The sequence below is a fragment of the Paenibacillus sp. GCM10012306 genome, from assembly GCF_042649265.1.
GTDB lineage: Bacteria > Bacillota > Bacilli > Paenibacillales > Paenibacillaceae > Paenibacillus_AQ.
The window spans coordinates 68,095-84,391 of sequence record NZ_JBHRYW010000007.1; the positions used below are offsets into that span (position 1 = coordinate 68,095).

At 45.1% G+C, this 16,297-nt stretch carries 16 protein-coding genes; 4 read left to right on the forward strand and 12 right to left on the reverse strand.

The features are described 5' to 3' along the window. Positions 1-197: 197 nt before the first annotated feature. The 6 genes from ACFORK_RS16220 to ACFORK_RS16245 form a co-directional block, all read right to left on the reverse strand. Positions 198-1,715 carry a response regulator gene (locus ACFORK_RS16220; protein ID WP_379200706.1) on the reverse strand — a complete coding sequence of 506 codons (1,518 nt, stop codon included), beginning with the start codon at positions 1,713-1,715 and terminating at the stop codon, positions 198-200. Next, a complete protein-coding gene (locus tag ACFORK_RS16225; RefSeq protein WP_379200708.1) occupies positions 1,708-3,594 on the reverse strand; it encodes a sensor histidine kinase in 1,887 nt (628 codons plus the stop codon). The genes ACFORK_RS16220 and ACFORK_RS16225 overlap by 8 nt, the downstream gene beginning before the upstream one ends. A 97-nt stretch (positions 3,595-3,691) precedes the next feature. Next, complete coding sequence (locus tag ACFORK_RS16230) at positions 3,692-5,371, reverse strand: type 2 periplasmic-binding domain-containing protein (protein ID WP_379200710.1); 1,680 nt, start codon at positions 5,369-5,371, stop codon at positions 3,692-3,694. A gap of 92 nt (positions 5,372-5,463) precedes the next feature. Beyond that, positions 5,464-6,351, reverse strand: a complete 888-nt coding sequence (locus ACFORK_RS16235; protein ID WP_379200712.1) for a carbohydrate ABC transporter permease — start codon at positions 6,349-6,351, stop codon at positions 5,464-5,466. Between the two features lie 27 nt (positions 6,352-6,378). After that, on the reverse strand, positions 6,379-7,323 hold the full coding sequence (locus ACFORK_RS16240; RefSeq protein ID WP_379201225.1) for an ABC transporter permease: 945 nt from the start codon (positions 7,321-7,323) through the stop codon (positions 6,379-6,381). A 270-nt stretch (positions 7,324-7,593) separates the two neighbouring features. Then, positions 7,594-8,196, reverse strand: a complete 603-nt coding sequence (locus ACFORK_RS16245) for a TetR/AcrR family transcriptional regulator (protein ID WP_379200714.1) — start codon at positions 8,194-8,196, stop codon at positions 7,594-7,596. A gap of 75 nt (positions 8,197-8,271) precedes the next feature. Between ACFORK_RS16245 and ACFORK_RS16250 the strand changes: the two genes are divergently transcribed. Both ACFORK_RS16250 and ACFORK_RS16255 read left to right on the forward strand, forming a co-directional pair. Then, entirely contained in the window at positions 8,272-9,162 is an 891-nt protein-coding gene (locus ACFORK_RS16250; protein ID WP_379200716.1) for an ABC transporter ATP-binding protein, read from the forward strand. Then, positions 9,159-9,971: an ABC transporter permease subunit gene (locus tag ACFORK_RS16255; RefSeq protein ID WP_379200718.1), complete on the forward strand. Its 813-nt coding sequence runs from the start codon at positions 9,159-9,161 to the stop codon at positions 9,969-9,971. Before ACFORK_RS16250 ends, ACFORK_RS16255 begins: the two co-directional genes overlap by 4 nt. Positions 9,972-10,105: 134 nt before the next feature. Here the strand turns inward: ACFORK_RS16255 and ACFORK_RS16260 are convergent, their stop codons facing one another. Genes ACFORK_RS16260 through ACFORK_RS16270 form a run of 3 tightly spaced genes read right to left on the reverse strand, consistent with a single transcriptional unit; the run spans position 10,106 to position 11,849 of the window. Beyond that, positions 10,106-10,540, reverse strand: coding sequence for a GNAT family N-acetyltransferase (locus tag ACFORK_RS16260; RefSeq protein WP_379200720.1), 435 nt, complete (start codon positions 10,538-10,540; stop codon positions 10,106-10,108). Between the two features lie 26 nt (positions 10,541-10,566). Further along, positions 10,567-10,914, reverse strand: coding sequence for a nuclear transport factor 2 family protein (locus ACFORK_RS16265; RefSeq protein ID WP_379201227.1), 348 nt, complete (start codon positions 10,912-10,914; stop codon positions 10,567-10,569). Then, on the reverse strand, positions 10,908-11,849 hold the full coding sequence (locus ACFORK_RS16270) for an alpha/beta fold hydrolase (RefSeq protein ID WP_379200722.1): 942 nt from the start codon (positions 11,847-11,849) through the stop codon (positions 10,908-10,910). Before ACFORK_RS16270 ends, ACFORK_RS16265 begins: the two co-directional genes overlap by 7 nt. A gap of 315 nt (positions 11,850-12,164) precedes the next feature. On the opposite strand from ACFORK_RS16270, the gene ACFORK_RS16275 reads away from it, so the two are divergent. Together ACFORK_RS16275 and ACFORK_RS16280 are read left to right on the forward strand one after the other, a co-directional pair. Continuing rightward, complete coding sequence (locus tag ACFORK_RS16275) at positions 12,165-12,518, forward strand: PadR family transcriptional regulator (RefSeq protein WP_379200724.1); 354 nt, start codon at positions 12,165-12,167, stop codon at positions 12,516-12,518. Continuing rightward, a complete protein-coding gene (locus tag ACFORK_RS16280) occupies positions 12,505-13,527 on the forward strand; it encodes an HAAS signaling domain-containing protein (protein ID WP_379200726.1) in 1,023 nt (340 codons plus the stop codon). The genes ACFORK_RS16275 and ACFORK_RS16280 overlap by 14 nt, the downstream gene beginning before the upstream one ends. A 120-nt stretch (positions 13,528-13,647) precedes the next feature. On the opposite strand, the gene fucU is transcribed toward ACFORK_RS16280, so the two are convergent. The 3 genes from fucU to ACFORK_RS16295 all read right to left on the reverse strand — a co-directional run bounded on the left by fucU (position 13,648) and on the right by ACFORK_RS16295 (position 16,279). Beyond that, the gene (gene fucU, locus ACFORK_RS16285; protein ID WP_379200729.1) at positions 13,648-14,076 is read right to left on the reverse strand and encodes an L-fucose mutarotase; all 429 of its coding nucleotides are present in this window, start codon (positions 14,074-14,076) and stop codon (positions 13,648-13,650) included. An 18-nt stretch (positions 14,077-14,094) separates the two neighbouring features. Further along, complete coding sequence (locus tag ACFORK_RS16290; protein ID WP_379200731.1) at positions 14,095-14,745, reverse strand: class II aldolase/adducin family protein; 651 nt, start codon at positions 14,743-14,745, stop codon at positions 14,095-14,097. Positions 14,746-14,830: 85 nt separating this feature from the next. Beyond that, positions 14,831-16,279: a rhamnulokinase gene (locus tag ACFORK_RS16295; protein ID WP_379200733.1), complete on the reverse strand. Its 1,449-nt coding sequence runs from the start codon at positions 16,277-16,279 to the stop codon at positions 14,831-14,833. Positions 16,280-16,297 lie beyond the last annotated feature (18 nt).

Here is a 16,297-nt window from a genome sequence, read left to right on the forward strand (position 1 = left end):
TTCCCCTCCTCATATAATAGTTTGTATGCGTTTGCAATCATTTGAATTGATAATACCTACTGATTACTTTCGCCTTGCTTTTATTATAAGAAAATCCATTTTAATAACCTATCCGTTCAATTTCAGGTAGGGTATTGTTTTTTTGGGTATACAAAAAGAGCACGCACACCCGTATGCGTACTCTTCCTACTTATACATTAGTTTTTCTCTAAAACGACGGGTTGCTGGTTCTGATTCCGATACTCCAGCGCGGTTATTCCCTCTGATTCTTTAAAAATCCGGATGAAATGTTTCACATTATCGAAGCCTACCTGCTTACTTATTTCGTATACTTTTAGATCAGAATCTGAAAGGAGCTCCTTTGCCTTCTCCAGCCTGAAATTTCTTAAATATGAAGAAAAACTTGTTCCCGTATATTCTTTAAATGCGTGACTGAAGTAAGTATAGTTGAGTGACAATTGATTTGAGACCACAGCCATGTTCAAGTCTTCGGCAAAATGCTTATGCACGTAATTAACGGCTTTTTGCATACTCTTGTTTTCTTGACTGCTTTGCTCTCTGGCCACTTTCATAAAGACATCTAAACGCTCTAACAGTTCTTCAACCTTATTATAATAGTCTTCAAAGCGCTGAAAATTCCCAATGTGACCCACCTGGCTATATAGCCGCAAAATATGAATTGATTCTTGACCATAATACCGGTAAACCTTATCAAAAATTTCTTCATTCATGATTACACTGATACACTCCAAATATCCAATCTCACAGTGGCTAATCACATGGCTGTTGAAGATCTGTTGAAAGAGCTGCTTAACCTCTGGCAGACGGTCTGTACCAAGCAGATTGGAGATTCGGCGGATCGTCTCTAGAGGTATCTCGCAATTTAAATTCCGCTTTATAATATGGTCATAGAATAGAACTTCCGTGTTATTGATAACCAGGAAATATTTCATCGTCTGTTTGGCTTCACTATACGCTTTGCGCAATTGCTGAATCCCTTCTGTACTAGAACTGAGAGCAATTCGGCATTCCCGCTCACCTAATTTCTTCAGCTCTTCTGCTAGTTGAAGAAATTCATCCTTATTTTGAGTTACAACTATTATATTGCCTTCGTTGTCTTTGCTAAAAATAATATTCTGCACTTCAGACAGCAGGCCAGATATGAGATCATTCTGCTTTATACATATAATCCCCAATATGTATTGCTCCTCTAGCCAACCGTATCCTGCATTTAGCAAATTGGTGGATGTTTCACTAGAATCGTTGCTGTTAGAATTGAGAATAGTGGCGATCCAATCCGAAGGAGAAGATCTGGTTAACAATTCATTATGCAATTTTCGATCCAGTATCTCAATCCTGATGTTCTCCAAAAATGAATATAATTCTTCGCGTACGACGGGTTTGAGCAAATAGTCCCTAACCTGATATCGTATCGCTTTTTGTGCATATTGAAAATCATCGTATCCACTAAGTAATAAAACCTCTGGTTTATATGGGAACTTCTGAATATGGGATAATAGTGTGATTCCATCCATTACAGGCATTCGGATGTCCGTAATAATGACGTCTGCAGGATCCTGTTCTAGCTGCTCCAAGGCATCACTTCCGTCCTCTGCGAATCGAAAAGAATAAACCTCAGGAAACTTCCTTTCGATCATGGACTGTAGTCCCATTCGAATATTATACTCATCGTCAACAATCATTAATTTAATCATCAATGTCCTTCCTCCCTTCAAATTTAAGAAGGGGCATACTCATTACAACACGAGTATAACTACCCACCATACTCTCTATGCGTATACCATAGTTAAGTCCATAGCTCATAATCAGGCGTTGATCCACATTGCGAAGACCGATGCCGCTGCCCCCTCCGTTTTGAACCTTTCCCCGTAATTCCTGATAGTCTCTTTCCTCCATGCGCAACAAGTTGGATAGAATACGGATCTTCTCTTCGGGAATGCCGCAACCATTATCCATAATCTCAATGAGACAATTATTCTTCTCAGCCATAGCTGTAATAGAAATGATAAACTTACCGGATTTTGAGTTCATCTGCTTCATCCCATGTTTAATTGCATTTTCCACAATGGGCTGCAAAGACATCTTTAGTGATTCCTGATTTAATAACGCAGGATCTACCACTACACCCAGTTCAATTTTACCATTGTAACGGATATTCATGATGTCAATATAATGATGAACATGATTCAACTCTTCTTTTAGCTTTACATGCTCTCGTGTCCACTGCAGTGTATAACGCATCATCCCTCCAAGCGAGGTAAGTGTGTCCGAAATAACATATTGGCCTTCCATCTCCGCAAGCATCTTCAGATTCTCCAAAGTGTTATACAGAAAATGCGAATCAATTTGGTTCTTGAGCGCTTTCAGCTCTGCTTCTTTACCTGCCGCTTGCCTATTTGCCTGCTCCTCAATGAGTTCATTAATTTTACTAAGCAGTTTCCGATAATGATGTCCGAGCTCTCCGATCTCATCCGTTCCCGTTATCGGAAGATCCACATTAAAGTTGCCGCCTCTCACTTTTTTCATTGAATCTTTCAAGACTCTAAGACGTTTAAGAATCATCGACTGCATGAAATAAGATAATAAACTTAAGAACGCCATCAAAAAGATAATGATGATAATTAATTTGTTTCGTCTTTCTTTGATATCAGCCATCGTATCTGCCAGACTCACAATATTGACAAGATGGACATCAATAGATTGGATATAGCTCTGAATGGCCAAATAAGGTTGTCCAGCTGTATAAAATTTAACCACTTCGTTGCTTGGCTCATTGCTCAGTATAACGCTTTCAATATATTGCTCGGCGGAGACATTATTGAACATGACCGAAGAATCCAAACTAAATACTTTATGATCCCGAGTAACAATAACCAATTGAGAAGATGGATCTTGAACTTTACTAAAGGTTTTCAGAAAAAAATTCTGCATGCTCATACTTATTTCCAATATGCCGTTATGCGTAGTATCATCAAGAAATTTAAACTCCTTGAGTAGCGATGCGTCGAACCTTACGGGTTCTGAAGGTGCATCGACCAATACGCCTTCCTGCTCGCCCATTACCCAATAACTACTGCCTTCTTGCTCCAGTACGTCCTTATACCAATATTTATTTTGAATGCGGAACTCCTGAAGAAGTACTGGCCAAAACTCCTGCACATTGGGGTTACTTGTGAATAATCTGACTTTGGATACTCTAGGATTGTTAAAAAGATAATATTGAAACTCCCTTATTAATTTCGTTTTGATTTCGAGCAAGGCTTCTGTGTTAAAGTCTTTCTGGGATTGCAGAAAATCGTTCATTTCCCGATTGGAAAGTGCAAGTTGAGCTGTCCACTCCATAAGTTCAATATTGTTTTCTATATTTGTTTTCTCAATATCGAGAATCGTTTCATTATTTCTGATCAGTTCATCCATAGATTTAGAATTTTCATGAGAAAAGCTGTAAGACGAGAAAATAAGCACCGGAATAAAAATCAAAATCATAAACGAAAGGATCAACTTCGCTTGAAGCGAAAGGTTGCGTATATATTTTTGGATATACACTAGCATTTTTATATTTTTAATCTTCAAATATCCACCACATTCTACATAATGATAGAAGCAAGCCCGGTTATATTCATTCAAAATTACAGAGTGAATATCCGAGCTTGCTTATTAATGAATACTACTATTGTTCAAAAGAACTCAACTTTTTCATATTAGACTCATACGCATTTTGACGGTATGCATCGATAGCTTCTTGCTCGCCGCGGTTCTTCAAGTAGTCGTTGAACACTTTATCGAATTCTGCATCTGAGCTCGACATTAACATTTTAGGAAGCGCCTTGCCCCATAAACGAGCGTTCTTACTATTGGCAATACCTTCCTTGCTGGTTGCATCCGGATCAAGATTATCATATTGGGCCATGCTGATAGCTTTACCTTTGGTCCAATCCGCCATTTGACTGTTAGGTAGCGCTCCCGGTGGGTTCCACGCCAAGTTCATATTGGTATCCATAAGCATCCAATATCTGAAAGAAGCACCGTACTTTTGGTCGAAAGCCGTACGATCCGTATTCAAGAGATTTAGCACGTCAGGCAAGAATTGATCTTTACCATCAATAGTATCATAAGTTACACCTTTTTCACCTAGGAACAAGTCTTTATTTCCTTCTTCACTAAGCAGATAACTCATAAAGGCAATCGCGCGTTTTTTATCTTTGACGTTTTTGGAAATCAAGGTCACAGTCCATCCAGAGATTCCCGGACCAGAAAGTGTAGGCGCATCTTTAGCACTGTTGGCTGGTCCATCTACAGCAATATAAACGGAATTAGGATCTTTTTGATACAAAGTTGTATTAATCGGTTCAAAGTCTGTGCGTTGATACAACATCGCAAAGTAACGTCCTTGAGCAATTTTTTCTTCCATTTGTGCCCGTTTGTCAATAAAGACATCCTTCGCTAGCAGTCCGTCCTGATTGGCTTGACGGAACACTTTCAGCCAATTCAGATATTCAGCATCTTGGCGTCTGTCGTATAATTTGCCGTCTTTCTCTTGAGGAATCGCCAAGAAATTCTGCAGATAGCCTTCAAGCGAGTAGTTTCCTGTTTCTGTGAATTCATGAAGTCCAAGCGGAATCAACGGCTGGCCGCTCACTTCCGGATATTTTTCTTTGGCTAGCTTAAGCGCATTCAAGAAACCCTCTGGAGTACTCATATCCGGCTTACCCAGCGCTTCATACATATCTTTACGCACTACGAATGTTTGATTGGAGGTAAACTGCTCTCCATATTTTTTATAATCCGCAGGAGAGGAAGACGCATTGGGATATCCATACACATTTCCATTAGGTTGTGTGTACCAGCCAAGTTTGGCCGGGTCAGCTACCTTTAAGAAGTACGGGTCGTATTGCTCTGCCAATTCGTTGAGCGGCAGGACCAGATCACCTTTAATCATCTTTTTAATGGCTTCTTCATACCAGCCCAGAGTAATGAAATCAGGCATGGAGCCGGAAGCCATCATCGTATTAAGCTTTTCATTTTCATTCCCGGCAGGAACAATAAAATTCACATCAACACCGGTTTTTTTGGTGATATAATCTGTAACCACGTTATCTCCCCACTTGACATCAGCCCAACTGAAATTGAGATACCAGTCGAACGTAATCGGTGAAGTATCCTGCTTCCAGGTTGGTTCATCACTTGAAGGAGCTGCGGCTTCCTCTGTGGTTGTATTCGTTGACGGTTTGTTGTTAGTCTTCTCGGCAGAACCATTGGCATTGTTATTTCCGCCAGAACACGCAGTAACCGAAAAAGCCATGATAAGTGCTAGTAGACCTGCAGTAGTCTTTCGTAAAGAATTTCCCATTGCTCTTCCCCTTTTCTAATTTAGATATAAACTTCATTTATCATCAATCCAACGCTTAAGGGTGGATGGATAATTGTGATCAGCTTGCTAGTTCATCCTTTAATGGAACCGATCATAAATCCTTTAACAAAATATTTCTGCAAGAAAGGATATACTACTACAATTGGTGCAGTTGTCACAATCATGGTAGCGAGTTTCAGTGACTGAGAAGTTATATTCTTGGCTACACCGGTAGGCATTGCCGAGATCATCTGATTGGAACTGGACTGGGCAACCACCCGATATAAGAAGGTTTGAATAGGCTGCAAATTGGTATTATTGATATAGATCATTCCTGTAAAGTAATCATTCCATTGATAGACACCATGAAAGAGAGCTATGGTTGCTACTACTGGCATAGATACAGGTATGATAACCCTCAGGAATATTTTGAAGTCATTTGCACCATCAATTTTGGCCGCCTCTTCCAATCCTGCTGGTATTTCACGGAAGAAGCTCATAAAGATGATGAGATCGAAAAAGCTAAAAGCTGCTGGAATAATATAAACCAAGAAATTATCAAGTAGATGAAGATTACGGATTAAAAGATAAGTTGGAATTAATCCTCCGCCAAAAAACATCGTAATTGTCCCGATAATCATATATAATTTACGCCCATATAATTCTTCGCGACTAAACGCATACGCTACCATAGAAGTAAACAGGACGTGAACCAGAACACCCAAGACAGTTTTTGCAACAGTAATTCCCATAGCTGTCATGATACCCTTACTATCAAATACAGCCTTAAAACTTTCTAAGCTGAACTGCCGAGGCCACCAATAGATCCCTCCCCGCATTGCATCGTTAGCATCATTGAAGGCATTTACGACAACATACCAAATGGGGTAAAGGGTGATGAAGCAGATGGCAAGCATCAAAATGCCATTCATAATCTCGAAAGCGAATTCGCCTTTCGTCTGCCTCTTCATTGAAATCATGTGCATTCCTCTTTTCATGTCAAGATACTAGAATAGTGAAGTATTATTAAGCTTTTTGGTTACAGAGTTAGCTCCGACTAAAAGCATAAGAGCAATAACGTTTTTCAGTAGACCAACGGCTGTTGAATACGAGTAACGTCCTTCATTCAATCCCGTTTGATAGACGTAGATATCGACAACATTACTTGCGCTTGCATTAAGCTGATTGCGGAGTACCAGAATTTGATCGAAATTTGAGTTCAATACACCACCAACAGCTAGAATAAATAGGATGGAAATAGTACCCATGATAGACGGAAGCGTAATATTAAGGATTTTTTGAAATCTCCCTGCACCATCTATCGTTGCAGCTTCGTACATTTCAGGGGAAACACCACTAATAGCTGCAAGATAGATAATCGCCGACCATCCGAGTTCTTTCCAAATGTCAGATGCAATGATTATTGTCCAAAAGTATTTAGCTTCCGCCAGATAACTTATCGGGGCATCAATAACATTCATAGCCATTAATATTTTGTTAATCACACCTACATCAGACAGCCAAGTTGCCAAAATCCCACCTAGAACAACCCAACTCAGAAAGTGTGGAAGATAAGTAATAGTCTGAACTGATTTTTTAAAGAAAACAGACCGAACTTCATTTAGTAACAGAGCGAATATGATCGGTAAGGGAAAACCAACAATCAGTTTAATTAAACTGATACCAAGCGTGTTGCGAATGACCTCGACTAGTGCATCATCCTGCAAAAATTCTTTGAAATGCTCCAAACCAACCCATGGAGCTTCTGCAATTGTAGAAATGATGTCATAATCCTTAAACGCGACAATAATTCCATACATAGGTATATAATTGAATACGATCATCCACGCTATACCAAGCAAAGCCATAATTTGAAGGTATCGCTGCCTATAAATTTTTCTGAATATCGCTTTCCATCCTTCCCTTCTCGCATTAGGTGAGCTTGATTCCATAGTAATTTGTGTACTGGCTTTCATATCACTTATGCACCTCCAAAAAAAACCTCTTTACGTGATTAATTGTAAACGGTTCATATTTTTGAAACTAGGCATCTCATTCAAGGTAGAGTTACTAATTTTCAGGTGGGTCATTTCGTACAGAAATAATGGGTATACCAAAAAGCCGCCCAATCCTTCAGAAAGAAGGTTCAGGCGACTCGCTTAAATACAGAGAGCTTAAGGCAACCGTGTTTCCCTACAGTTATAGTGCTGAAGTCAATGCTCCTACTCTTCTGCTTCCCTTCCGAAAATACCATAGAAAAACAGATGGAGCGTCTCTTCCATAAAGGTATCCAGGCTCTCCTCCACCTTAGCTTGCTCCAAGAGCTCCTCCATACTTTTCATATACATCTGCATATACATTAGTACGGCGTTGGCCGACACTTTAGAGGAAATCTCCCCGCGTGCTTGTCCCTCTTCTACCATCCTTAACATAAGCGGAAGCGTTCGTTCGGCATATTGTACCTGCAAGTACTGAAACATTTCCGGATCATCAATCATCAATGTCTGCACCAGACTTGGACGCAGTATGGTATAGGTTCCTTTCTTCATCCCAAGGATATACTGAACGATCTCCTTCATAGAAGGCTCTTGATGAATAAAAGCTTCGAATTCACGCGTAGATTGCTCCACTAGGTGCTTGAGAGTTTCCCTCAGCAGCTCTTCCTTGCTGCCAAAATGCTTATATAGCGTCACTTGTGAGACGTTCGCAGCCTTGGCAATATCGGCAATCCGCATCCGCTTCGGCTCCGAGGTCTTTAGCATCTCAAGCGTTGCGTTTGTAATTTTCTCCTTAATCAGCGCAGATCTTTTCTCAAAACCGTTCATACGTATATAATATATGAAATATATTCCCAATAATAGTTCATTATTTGCATTCTACAGGACAGTGGAGGTGTCGCCATGCTGACTGTGCAAGGCTTAACAAAGCGTTTTGCCAATGGCAAGGGAATTACAGATGTATCTTTCTCCGTTAGGAAAGGAGAGGTCTTCGGGTTTCTCGGGCCGAATGGCGCAGGGAAATCCACAACCATCCGGCATATTATGGGTTTCATGAAGCCTGATCGGGGGATTGCAACAGTAGCCGGTCTGGATGTCTGGAAGGCGCAAGGAAGTGTTCAGAAGCATATCGGCTATCTGCCGGGAGAGATTGCTTTTATAGACGGGATGACAGGCAAGGGCTTTCTTGATTTTATGGCGAAAATGCAGGGCTTGAAGGACTTCACGAAGCGCTCCGCCCTGATCGAACGTCTGCAATTTGATGCAGGGACACCCATCCGCAAAATGTCCAAAGGGATGAAACAAAAGGTCGGTATCGTCGCCGCGTTCATGCACAGTCCGGAAGTTATGATTTTGGATGAACCAACCTCGGGCCTCGACCCGCTGATGCAGAAGGTATTTATAGAACTCGTATTAGAGGAAAAGGCCGCCGGAACCACCTTCCTGATGTCTTCGCACAGCTTTCAGGAGATTGAGCGCACCTGTGACCGGGCTGCCATCATCAAGGATGGCCGGATTATCACTGTCAAGAATATTCACGAGCTGCAATCCATGCAGCGGAAGCTGTTTGATGTAGTGTTTGAACACAGCGACGAGGCAGACAGGTTCTGTTCCGAAGGAAGTCTGCACGTGGAGTCCCGTGACGGGAGCCGGGTAAGAGTGGCGGTACAAGGGAATTATGATCAGTTCATCCGGGAAACGGCGAAATACAGTATTCGCAGCTTAGATGTATTCACCCAGAACCTAGAGGATATTTTTATGAATTATTATGAACGGGAGGGGCAAGCGCGATGAACCTTCCACTCTATAAAGAAATGATAAAGGTCAACCTGAAGGGAATTTTGAATTATGCCTTCGGGTCTGCTTTTTACATTCTGCTGATTATCTGGCTCTATCCGGCCTTAGCGAACAATATGAAAGCCATAAATGATCTAGTGAGTGCTATGCCAGAGAGCGTAGGCAACGCCTTCGGACTAAACAGCGGCTTCTCCAGCGCCGAAGCCTTCATCTCTGGCGAGTATTATGGCCTTATTCTTGTCCTGCTGCTATCCATTCTCTGTGTGCAAATGTCCACTGGGCTCATGGCCAGACTCGTGGACCGCGGTTCCATGGCCTACCTATTGTCCACACCGACGACCCGAAGCAAGGTGGCGCTAACACAGGCGCTTGTCCTGATTACGGCCCTGCTGGTTATCGTGGCCGCAACAACTGGCGCCGGATTCCTTGGGGTGTTCTGGTTCCTTGGGAACGGCTACGACTTTAACGCCGGGCGCTTCCTTGATCTCAACACCGTTGCCTTCCTGCTTTTCTTTGCCATCGGCGGGATCTCTTTTCTTATCTCCAGCGTGTCGAACGACGAGAAGAAAGCGCTCGGTATTTCAGGGGGAATCACCTTCGGCTTCTTCACCCTGGATCTGCTAGGTAAAATCAGCGACCAGCTGAGCTGGGTGAAGTATTTGACCTTGTTCACACTCTATCGCCCTGGCGAGATTGTGAAGGACGGTACACAGGTCGGCCTGGTCTCGGCCGTCCTGCTACTGGTGGGCCTGGCCGCCTTCAGCCTCGGCATCGCCTTGTTCCGCCGGCGCGATTTGCCACTCTAGGGCGATCATTGTGCCTGATGGACGCCCTAACGGAACCCGCGGTGGAACCCTGCAAAGTGTCCGTAGATAGACAGCAAGCCTCAGTGGTCATAACAACCGCTGAGGCTTTTTATCTGAGAAGCATACCATCTCCATCAGTCTGTGGTAAGCTCCTTAATGTAATAATAATGCTGACTGCCCAGCGGTGCATCCTCAATAACGGCCATTAGCCTATAACCATACTTGGGATAGAAATCCGGAGCCTGAAAGCTGAACGTGTTGAGCTTGATGAACGTGCAGTCCTTCTCCTTGGCGATATCCTCAATTCGGTTCAGCAGCTGTTTACCGTAGCCCTGCCCTCGCATCGATTCTTCAACCCATAATATTTCTACCTCGATCCAATTCCAGCAGAGTACTGCCAGCATCCCGCCGACCACCGTACCGTGCGCATCCTTGACGCTTAGATTAATTTCTTCATAACGGGAACTTAACGCTTCCGGAACGTTCTTCGCATTAAATTCAATCAACTTTCGCCTGATGTATTCCGATTCTTCCTGACTTCCATAAGTAATTTCATAATTAGGTGTCATATTAGATCTCCTTGTGAACTTTTAATTTATTTAAGGACAGGGGTACCTTGATGGAAGAACATCTGCCATCTGCCCTCTCTGAATTTCCAGATAGAACTGCGTAAGGAATACTGCTGTCTATGCTCATTAAATATCCTGTACGTTGTTAATGTCGTATTCTCGGATAATGAATGAATTTCAAAATCGCTCAAAGTCATATTTACTACACCAATCCCATTCTCGTTGAGCCCTTCTTGCCTGTACCACACGTTGCCCGAACTGCCAAATTCAATAAAATCATCCGCGAGCAATGCTGAGAGTTCTTCTACCGATGTACGAACCGCTGGTTGCAGCAGTCTTTCTTCCAGTTCAAGTAGATGCGCTTTTACTATAATAGACTTCGTATAGCGTCAATAACGACATCCGGTCGGTAAATCTGAATGGAGTGCCAGCTATCCCTTACAACAATATGTTGGGTGCGGGATGTAAGCTCGGCCAGCTGAAGCTGCCCCCTGTGCCACTCTTTATCCTGCTGCCCTGCACTCAGCACAACAATCGGCAAATCTACTCGTAGCGGCTCAGCTGTAGCCAATTGCAAGGCACTTTCGTGTGCATCCAACAGCTCAGCATAGATCGCCTTGTATGCGCTGTTTCTGTATCCGGCAGCCTTGACCTGCTCCAGCATAGGAGGTGGCAAGCGACGCGAGCCGATATGACGGCCAGCCAATCTGGGTATCGCAGTCGGAGACAGCAGATAGCCTAGTCTCAACTGATTCAGGCTATCCCTGTTGCGTTGTCCTGTCTCCAACATATCAGTTGCAAGATATCGGCCCTCATGGACGGCGTCCACGAGAATCAAGCTCTTCACTTCATCCGGATACTCTGCAGCGAACAGCCTCATCACCATCCCGCCGAAGGAATGCCCTACCAGTACATACGGAGGCTGCAGCTCCAAGGCAGCTAACAGGCTGCGGAGATCGTCAACATACTGCTGGCAGGTGGCAGGCTTGTCAGAGCCTTCGCTCCAGCCTAGTCCGGCACGATCATAGGTAACAACCGTAGCGTCACGTGACAGCTCCGGCTGCACTAACGACCAATCCAGCAGATTTCCGCCCATTCCGGCCTCCATGACAATGGTCGTTTTTCCGTTTCCCGTAACATGGGCATGAAGTTCACGGGAACCGATGCTGATGTGCTGTCCGGCAGGCTTGTATCGGTAGCGGTCATACTGCGTCCACAACGCCTGAGTACATGTCAGCGGAAAAAGAGCAGTAGCAATCGTATAGCGGAGATAGTTTTCTAGCTTGGGGATTGTAGACAATCCTCTCACCTCTTCCGGGTTCTTGTTATACGGTCAGTATAAAGAATCCGTCTCGGAGAAAAAGAGAAACTTTTCGTCAAGGATTGCCTATTTTGCATTGGAACAGAACAAAACACCCGGTACAACCGGAGACCTTTCCCAGAAAGATGTCAACATTCTTGTACTAGGGGTAGCACTTGTTTTCCAGTGTAACCCATCTTTAGCTTGCTATAAATGGAAAAAATGATTTTCATTCAAAGTTTTTTATTTTATAAATCATGATATTGTTCATATTGTAATAGTGTGCGTCACACAGTATAATGCAATCAGGAGTTGATGCACATCATGGATATCCAGGAAACAGTAAGCGGACTGGTGCAAGAACTGCGGCGCGGAACGATTATCATCGGTGTGCTCAGCCAGTTAACCCAGCCCCAGTATGGCTATTCCCTAGTTACTGTACTGAAAGAAAAGGGTGTAACTGTCGATCCGAACACCCTCTACCCGCTCTTACGCAGACTGGAGAAGCAAGGATTGCTGGAAAGCGCTTGGGATACCAATGAGACCCGCCCCCGCAAATACTATTCCCTAAGTCCAGCCGGGCAAGAGGTCTACATCAGGCTATGTGAAGAATGGCGAAGCATGAGAGACAGTATGGACACTTTGATTGATGGAGGGAACAACCGTGGAACTGATTAAACGCTACATTCATGCGGTAGTACGAAGGCTGCCCGAGTCGCAGCGAACTGACATCGAGAAAGAGCTTGAAGGTTTGATAGAAGATATGCTGGAAGAACGCTCTTCTCCCGGCAGTCATACCAAGGAAGAAGTCGAAGCCGTGCTGCTTGAGCTTGGAGATCCCGAGGCATTAGCAGATAAATACCGGGGAACCGGGCGGTATTTGATCGGTCCGGAGCTTTTTTCCACCTATCTGACCGTGCTTCGGGTCGTATTCTCCGCAGTAGCCATTGCCATGGCCGTCGGCTTTGCCGTGGACAGCCTGTCCGATGCATCCCATATGTCGCAGCATTTAAGAGACTATTTTAACGATATTCTGCTGGCTTTCTTTCAGGCCTTTGCCTGGGTTACCGTTATTTTTGCTTTGGTCGAATATAAAGGAATTCACAAGGATCAGCTCAAGCGTCGTTCCGACCATTCCTGGACTCCCTCGCAGCTACCGCAGCTTCCTTCCCGGGAGCTAACGATCAAACGGTCCGACCCAATCTTCAATATCATCTTTACTGCAATCTTTGCATTCTTGTTCCTCTTCAATCTCCAACTATTCGGGATCTGGTTCCTTCAGGATAACGGTTCACATCTCATCGTGCCCCTGTTTAATGTAGAGGTATTTCGCAGCTTCCTGCCGTGGATCTGGATTGCTTTTGCCACGAACGTTCTGAGAGAAACTTTGAAAATAATTACCGGACGCTGGACTCCTTCTCTTATCATCCTCAGCACGCTAGTCAGTGCATTCGAGTTCATTGTAGCTCTGTTCATCCTCTCCAGCCATAACATCTGGAACCCGCAATTCTTGACACAAATCAATCAGTCCGGCTTTATTTCGGAGGGTAGCGATGCTCTTCAAGTCATTACCACCATCTGGGAACAAGGCACACAGAATCTAGTTTATATCATAGGACTAATCTTTGTGATTCAACTCATTACGATGGCAATCAAGTTCAAGAAGACCAGAAGCGCAGGAATATAAAATAGAGCCGCTTGGTCTACAAAAAAGAAACCGTACCTATGACAGGTGAGCTGCAGCTACATGCGCCAGCTTCTCCTGCAAGGAACGGTTTCTTCTGTATGTTATACTAACTTCCTTAGCTTAGGAGCGGACAACCCCTTTTTTCAAAATCACATTGCCATACAGCGCTTCTTCACCAGTGACTACAACGGCGTAGCTCTGCTTCGAGCGGCTGTAGAAGTCGAATCGTTCCTCATGACCAATCACGGCTTCTGCATCATGCTTCGCCAAGATCTCCTTATACGTCTCCCAGATTACCGGAACGGTAGGATCACCCGGTACCACAGACATGAATGCAGCCTGATGCTCAGCATAGTGGTCTAGCGGGAACAATTCTAGAATCGCATCCAGCAGTTCTGGAATGCCGATCCCGTCGTACCGGATAACCCGGGAGTGATGTGAATGCCCCGGAAAGTTGGCATCCGCCAGCACAATTTCATCGCCATGGCCCATTTCCATCAGTACGCGAACCAGTTCGGGCGACAGCAGCTTGGGAATCTTCTTCAACATAGGAATTCAACCTCCAAATTACATGCCGTAGAAAGACCGCAATGCGATCAATTCGTCAATCCGGTGCTGCGGCAATTCCCGCTCCCCATCGATCATACGGGTCAGGAAGGTCAGCTTAGCGGTGAACTCCAAGCGCTCCATGTTCATGTACGCGCTCATAACATCCTTGCCCCAGGTCAGCGCGCCGTGGCTTTCCAGCAACACTGCCGTTTTCTTGCCCAGGAAAGGCTCCAGGGAGTCTGGAATTTCATTGGTAGAAGGCGTACCGTACTTTGCCAGCGGAATGTCACCCATCGCAATAACGGATTCCGGCATCAGCATCTTATCCAGTGCTTCTCCCTTGATGGCAAAAGCAGTGGAATATGGTGGGTGAGCATGCACGACTCCGTTCATCTCCGGCAGCTCATTGTAAATCTTCAGGTGCATCTTTACTTCCGTAGAAGGACGGTAGCCTTCGGCTGCCTCCAGAATCTCGCCCTGCAGATTCACTTTGACCAGCATGTGAGGCTCCAGATAGCCTTTGCTGACGCCGGTTGGAGAAGCCAGTACTTCGGTGGCCGACAGGCGTGCCGAGATATTGCCGTCATTAGCCGCTACAAAATCCTTGTTGAAAAGGTTCTTCCCAATCTCACAAATCTGGCGACGCAACTGCTGTTCATGATTCTCCATACGATAATCTCTCCTCTTATCCATGTGTTGTATATGTTCAAAAAATCAACATTAGTGCTGGATCCTAAAACATCGGTCGACGCTATCACCGCGCAGGATTCTTACTATTACTTGGCTGATAGGTTATCAGTGTGCTGGAGTGCGCGATAAGCTCGCTTACCGCAGATAGTTCCACCACACCTAGTGCCAACAGCTGAGTTACCATATTCCCGATCGCACTGGCTTCTACCGGCCCTGCAATGACTTCCCGGCCGGTTCGGTCAGCCGTGAGCTGACAGAGAAGCCGATTTTGAATTCCCCCGCCAACCATATGAATAACACGTACGGGCCGGCCTGTGATTTCCTCAAGGTCATCTATCGCACAACTGTAAGTATGAGCAAGACTCTCCACAATGACGCGAGCCGTCTCCCCAGGAGTATGCGGCTCCTGTTGCTGTGTTCTCCGACAGTATTCAACGATTCGCTGCGGCATATCGCCTGGGGTGGAGAACAATGGATCGTCAGGATCGATAATCGCGACGGCCGGGCCAGCCTCTGCAGCTAGCTCCGCCAGCTCGGCATGACCGATACGCTGACCCGATGCGGCCCAGTGACGCTGAGACTCCTGCAGAATCCACAATCCGGTGATGTTTTTCAGCACCCGGTTCGTACCACCATAGCAGCCCTCATTTGTGAAGCCGTACGCATAGCTCTGGTCAGTAATTACCGGACCCTCGCTCTCTCTGCCCACCAAGGACCAGGTACCACAGCTGATGAACGCTGCCCCATCCTTATCAGCATAAGGAATAGAAGCTACAGCCGAGGCCGTATCATGAGAAGCGCCTGCTATCACCTTCATAGCGCCCAATCCCAGTTCCTCCTGAATAGCGGGTGTCACCTCACCCAGCACCGTTCCAGCCTCGGCGACAAGTTCAGGAATCAGCGAGATCGGCAGGTCCAGAGTCTTAAAGACCTCATGTGAAGGTTCACCGGTTACTGCATCTGCCAACCCGCTAGTACTCCAGATACACTTTTCCGCAGCCGCTACACCGGAGAACAGATAGTGAAACAAATCGGGCGTCAGCAGCATTGTTCTAGCCGATTCCGCTAGAGATGGATTGTCCTGCAAATCTGCATAAAGTTGATAGACAGTATTGATCAGCGCAGGCTGATTGCCGGTCAAAGCGAACTGTTCCCGGGGCGGAAGACGCTCTTCCAGACCGGAGCGGTGCGGAACCGTCCGCTGATCCCGGTAATGATGTGGCGCATACAGAAGCTGCCCCCGGTGATCGATAAATCCGTAATCCACACCCCACGTGTCTACGCTTAGCGACAGCAGTTTGCCATATACCCGCGCAGCTTCACGCACGCCCTGCTTAATCTCGTGGAATAGTCTCAGCACATCCCAGTGTAGATGGCCCTGTACCTGTACCGGTGTATTGTCAAAACGGTGAATCTCCTCGATCTGAATCGTGGAACCGTCATAACTACCCAGCATGACCCGGCCGGAACTGGCGCCAAGATCCACTGCTAGCAGTCTCTGAATCTCGCTCATCTTCCTACCACCTGCTTA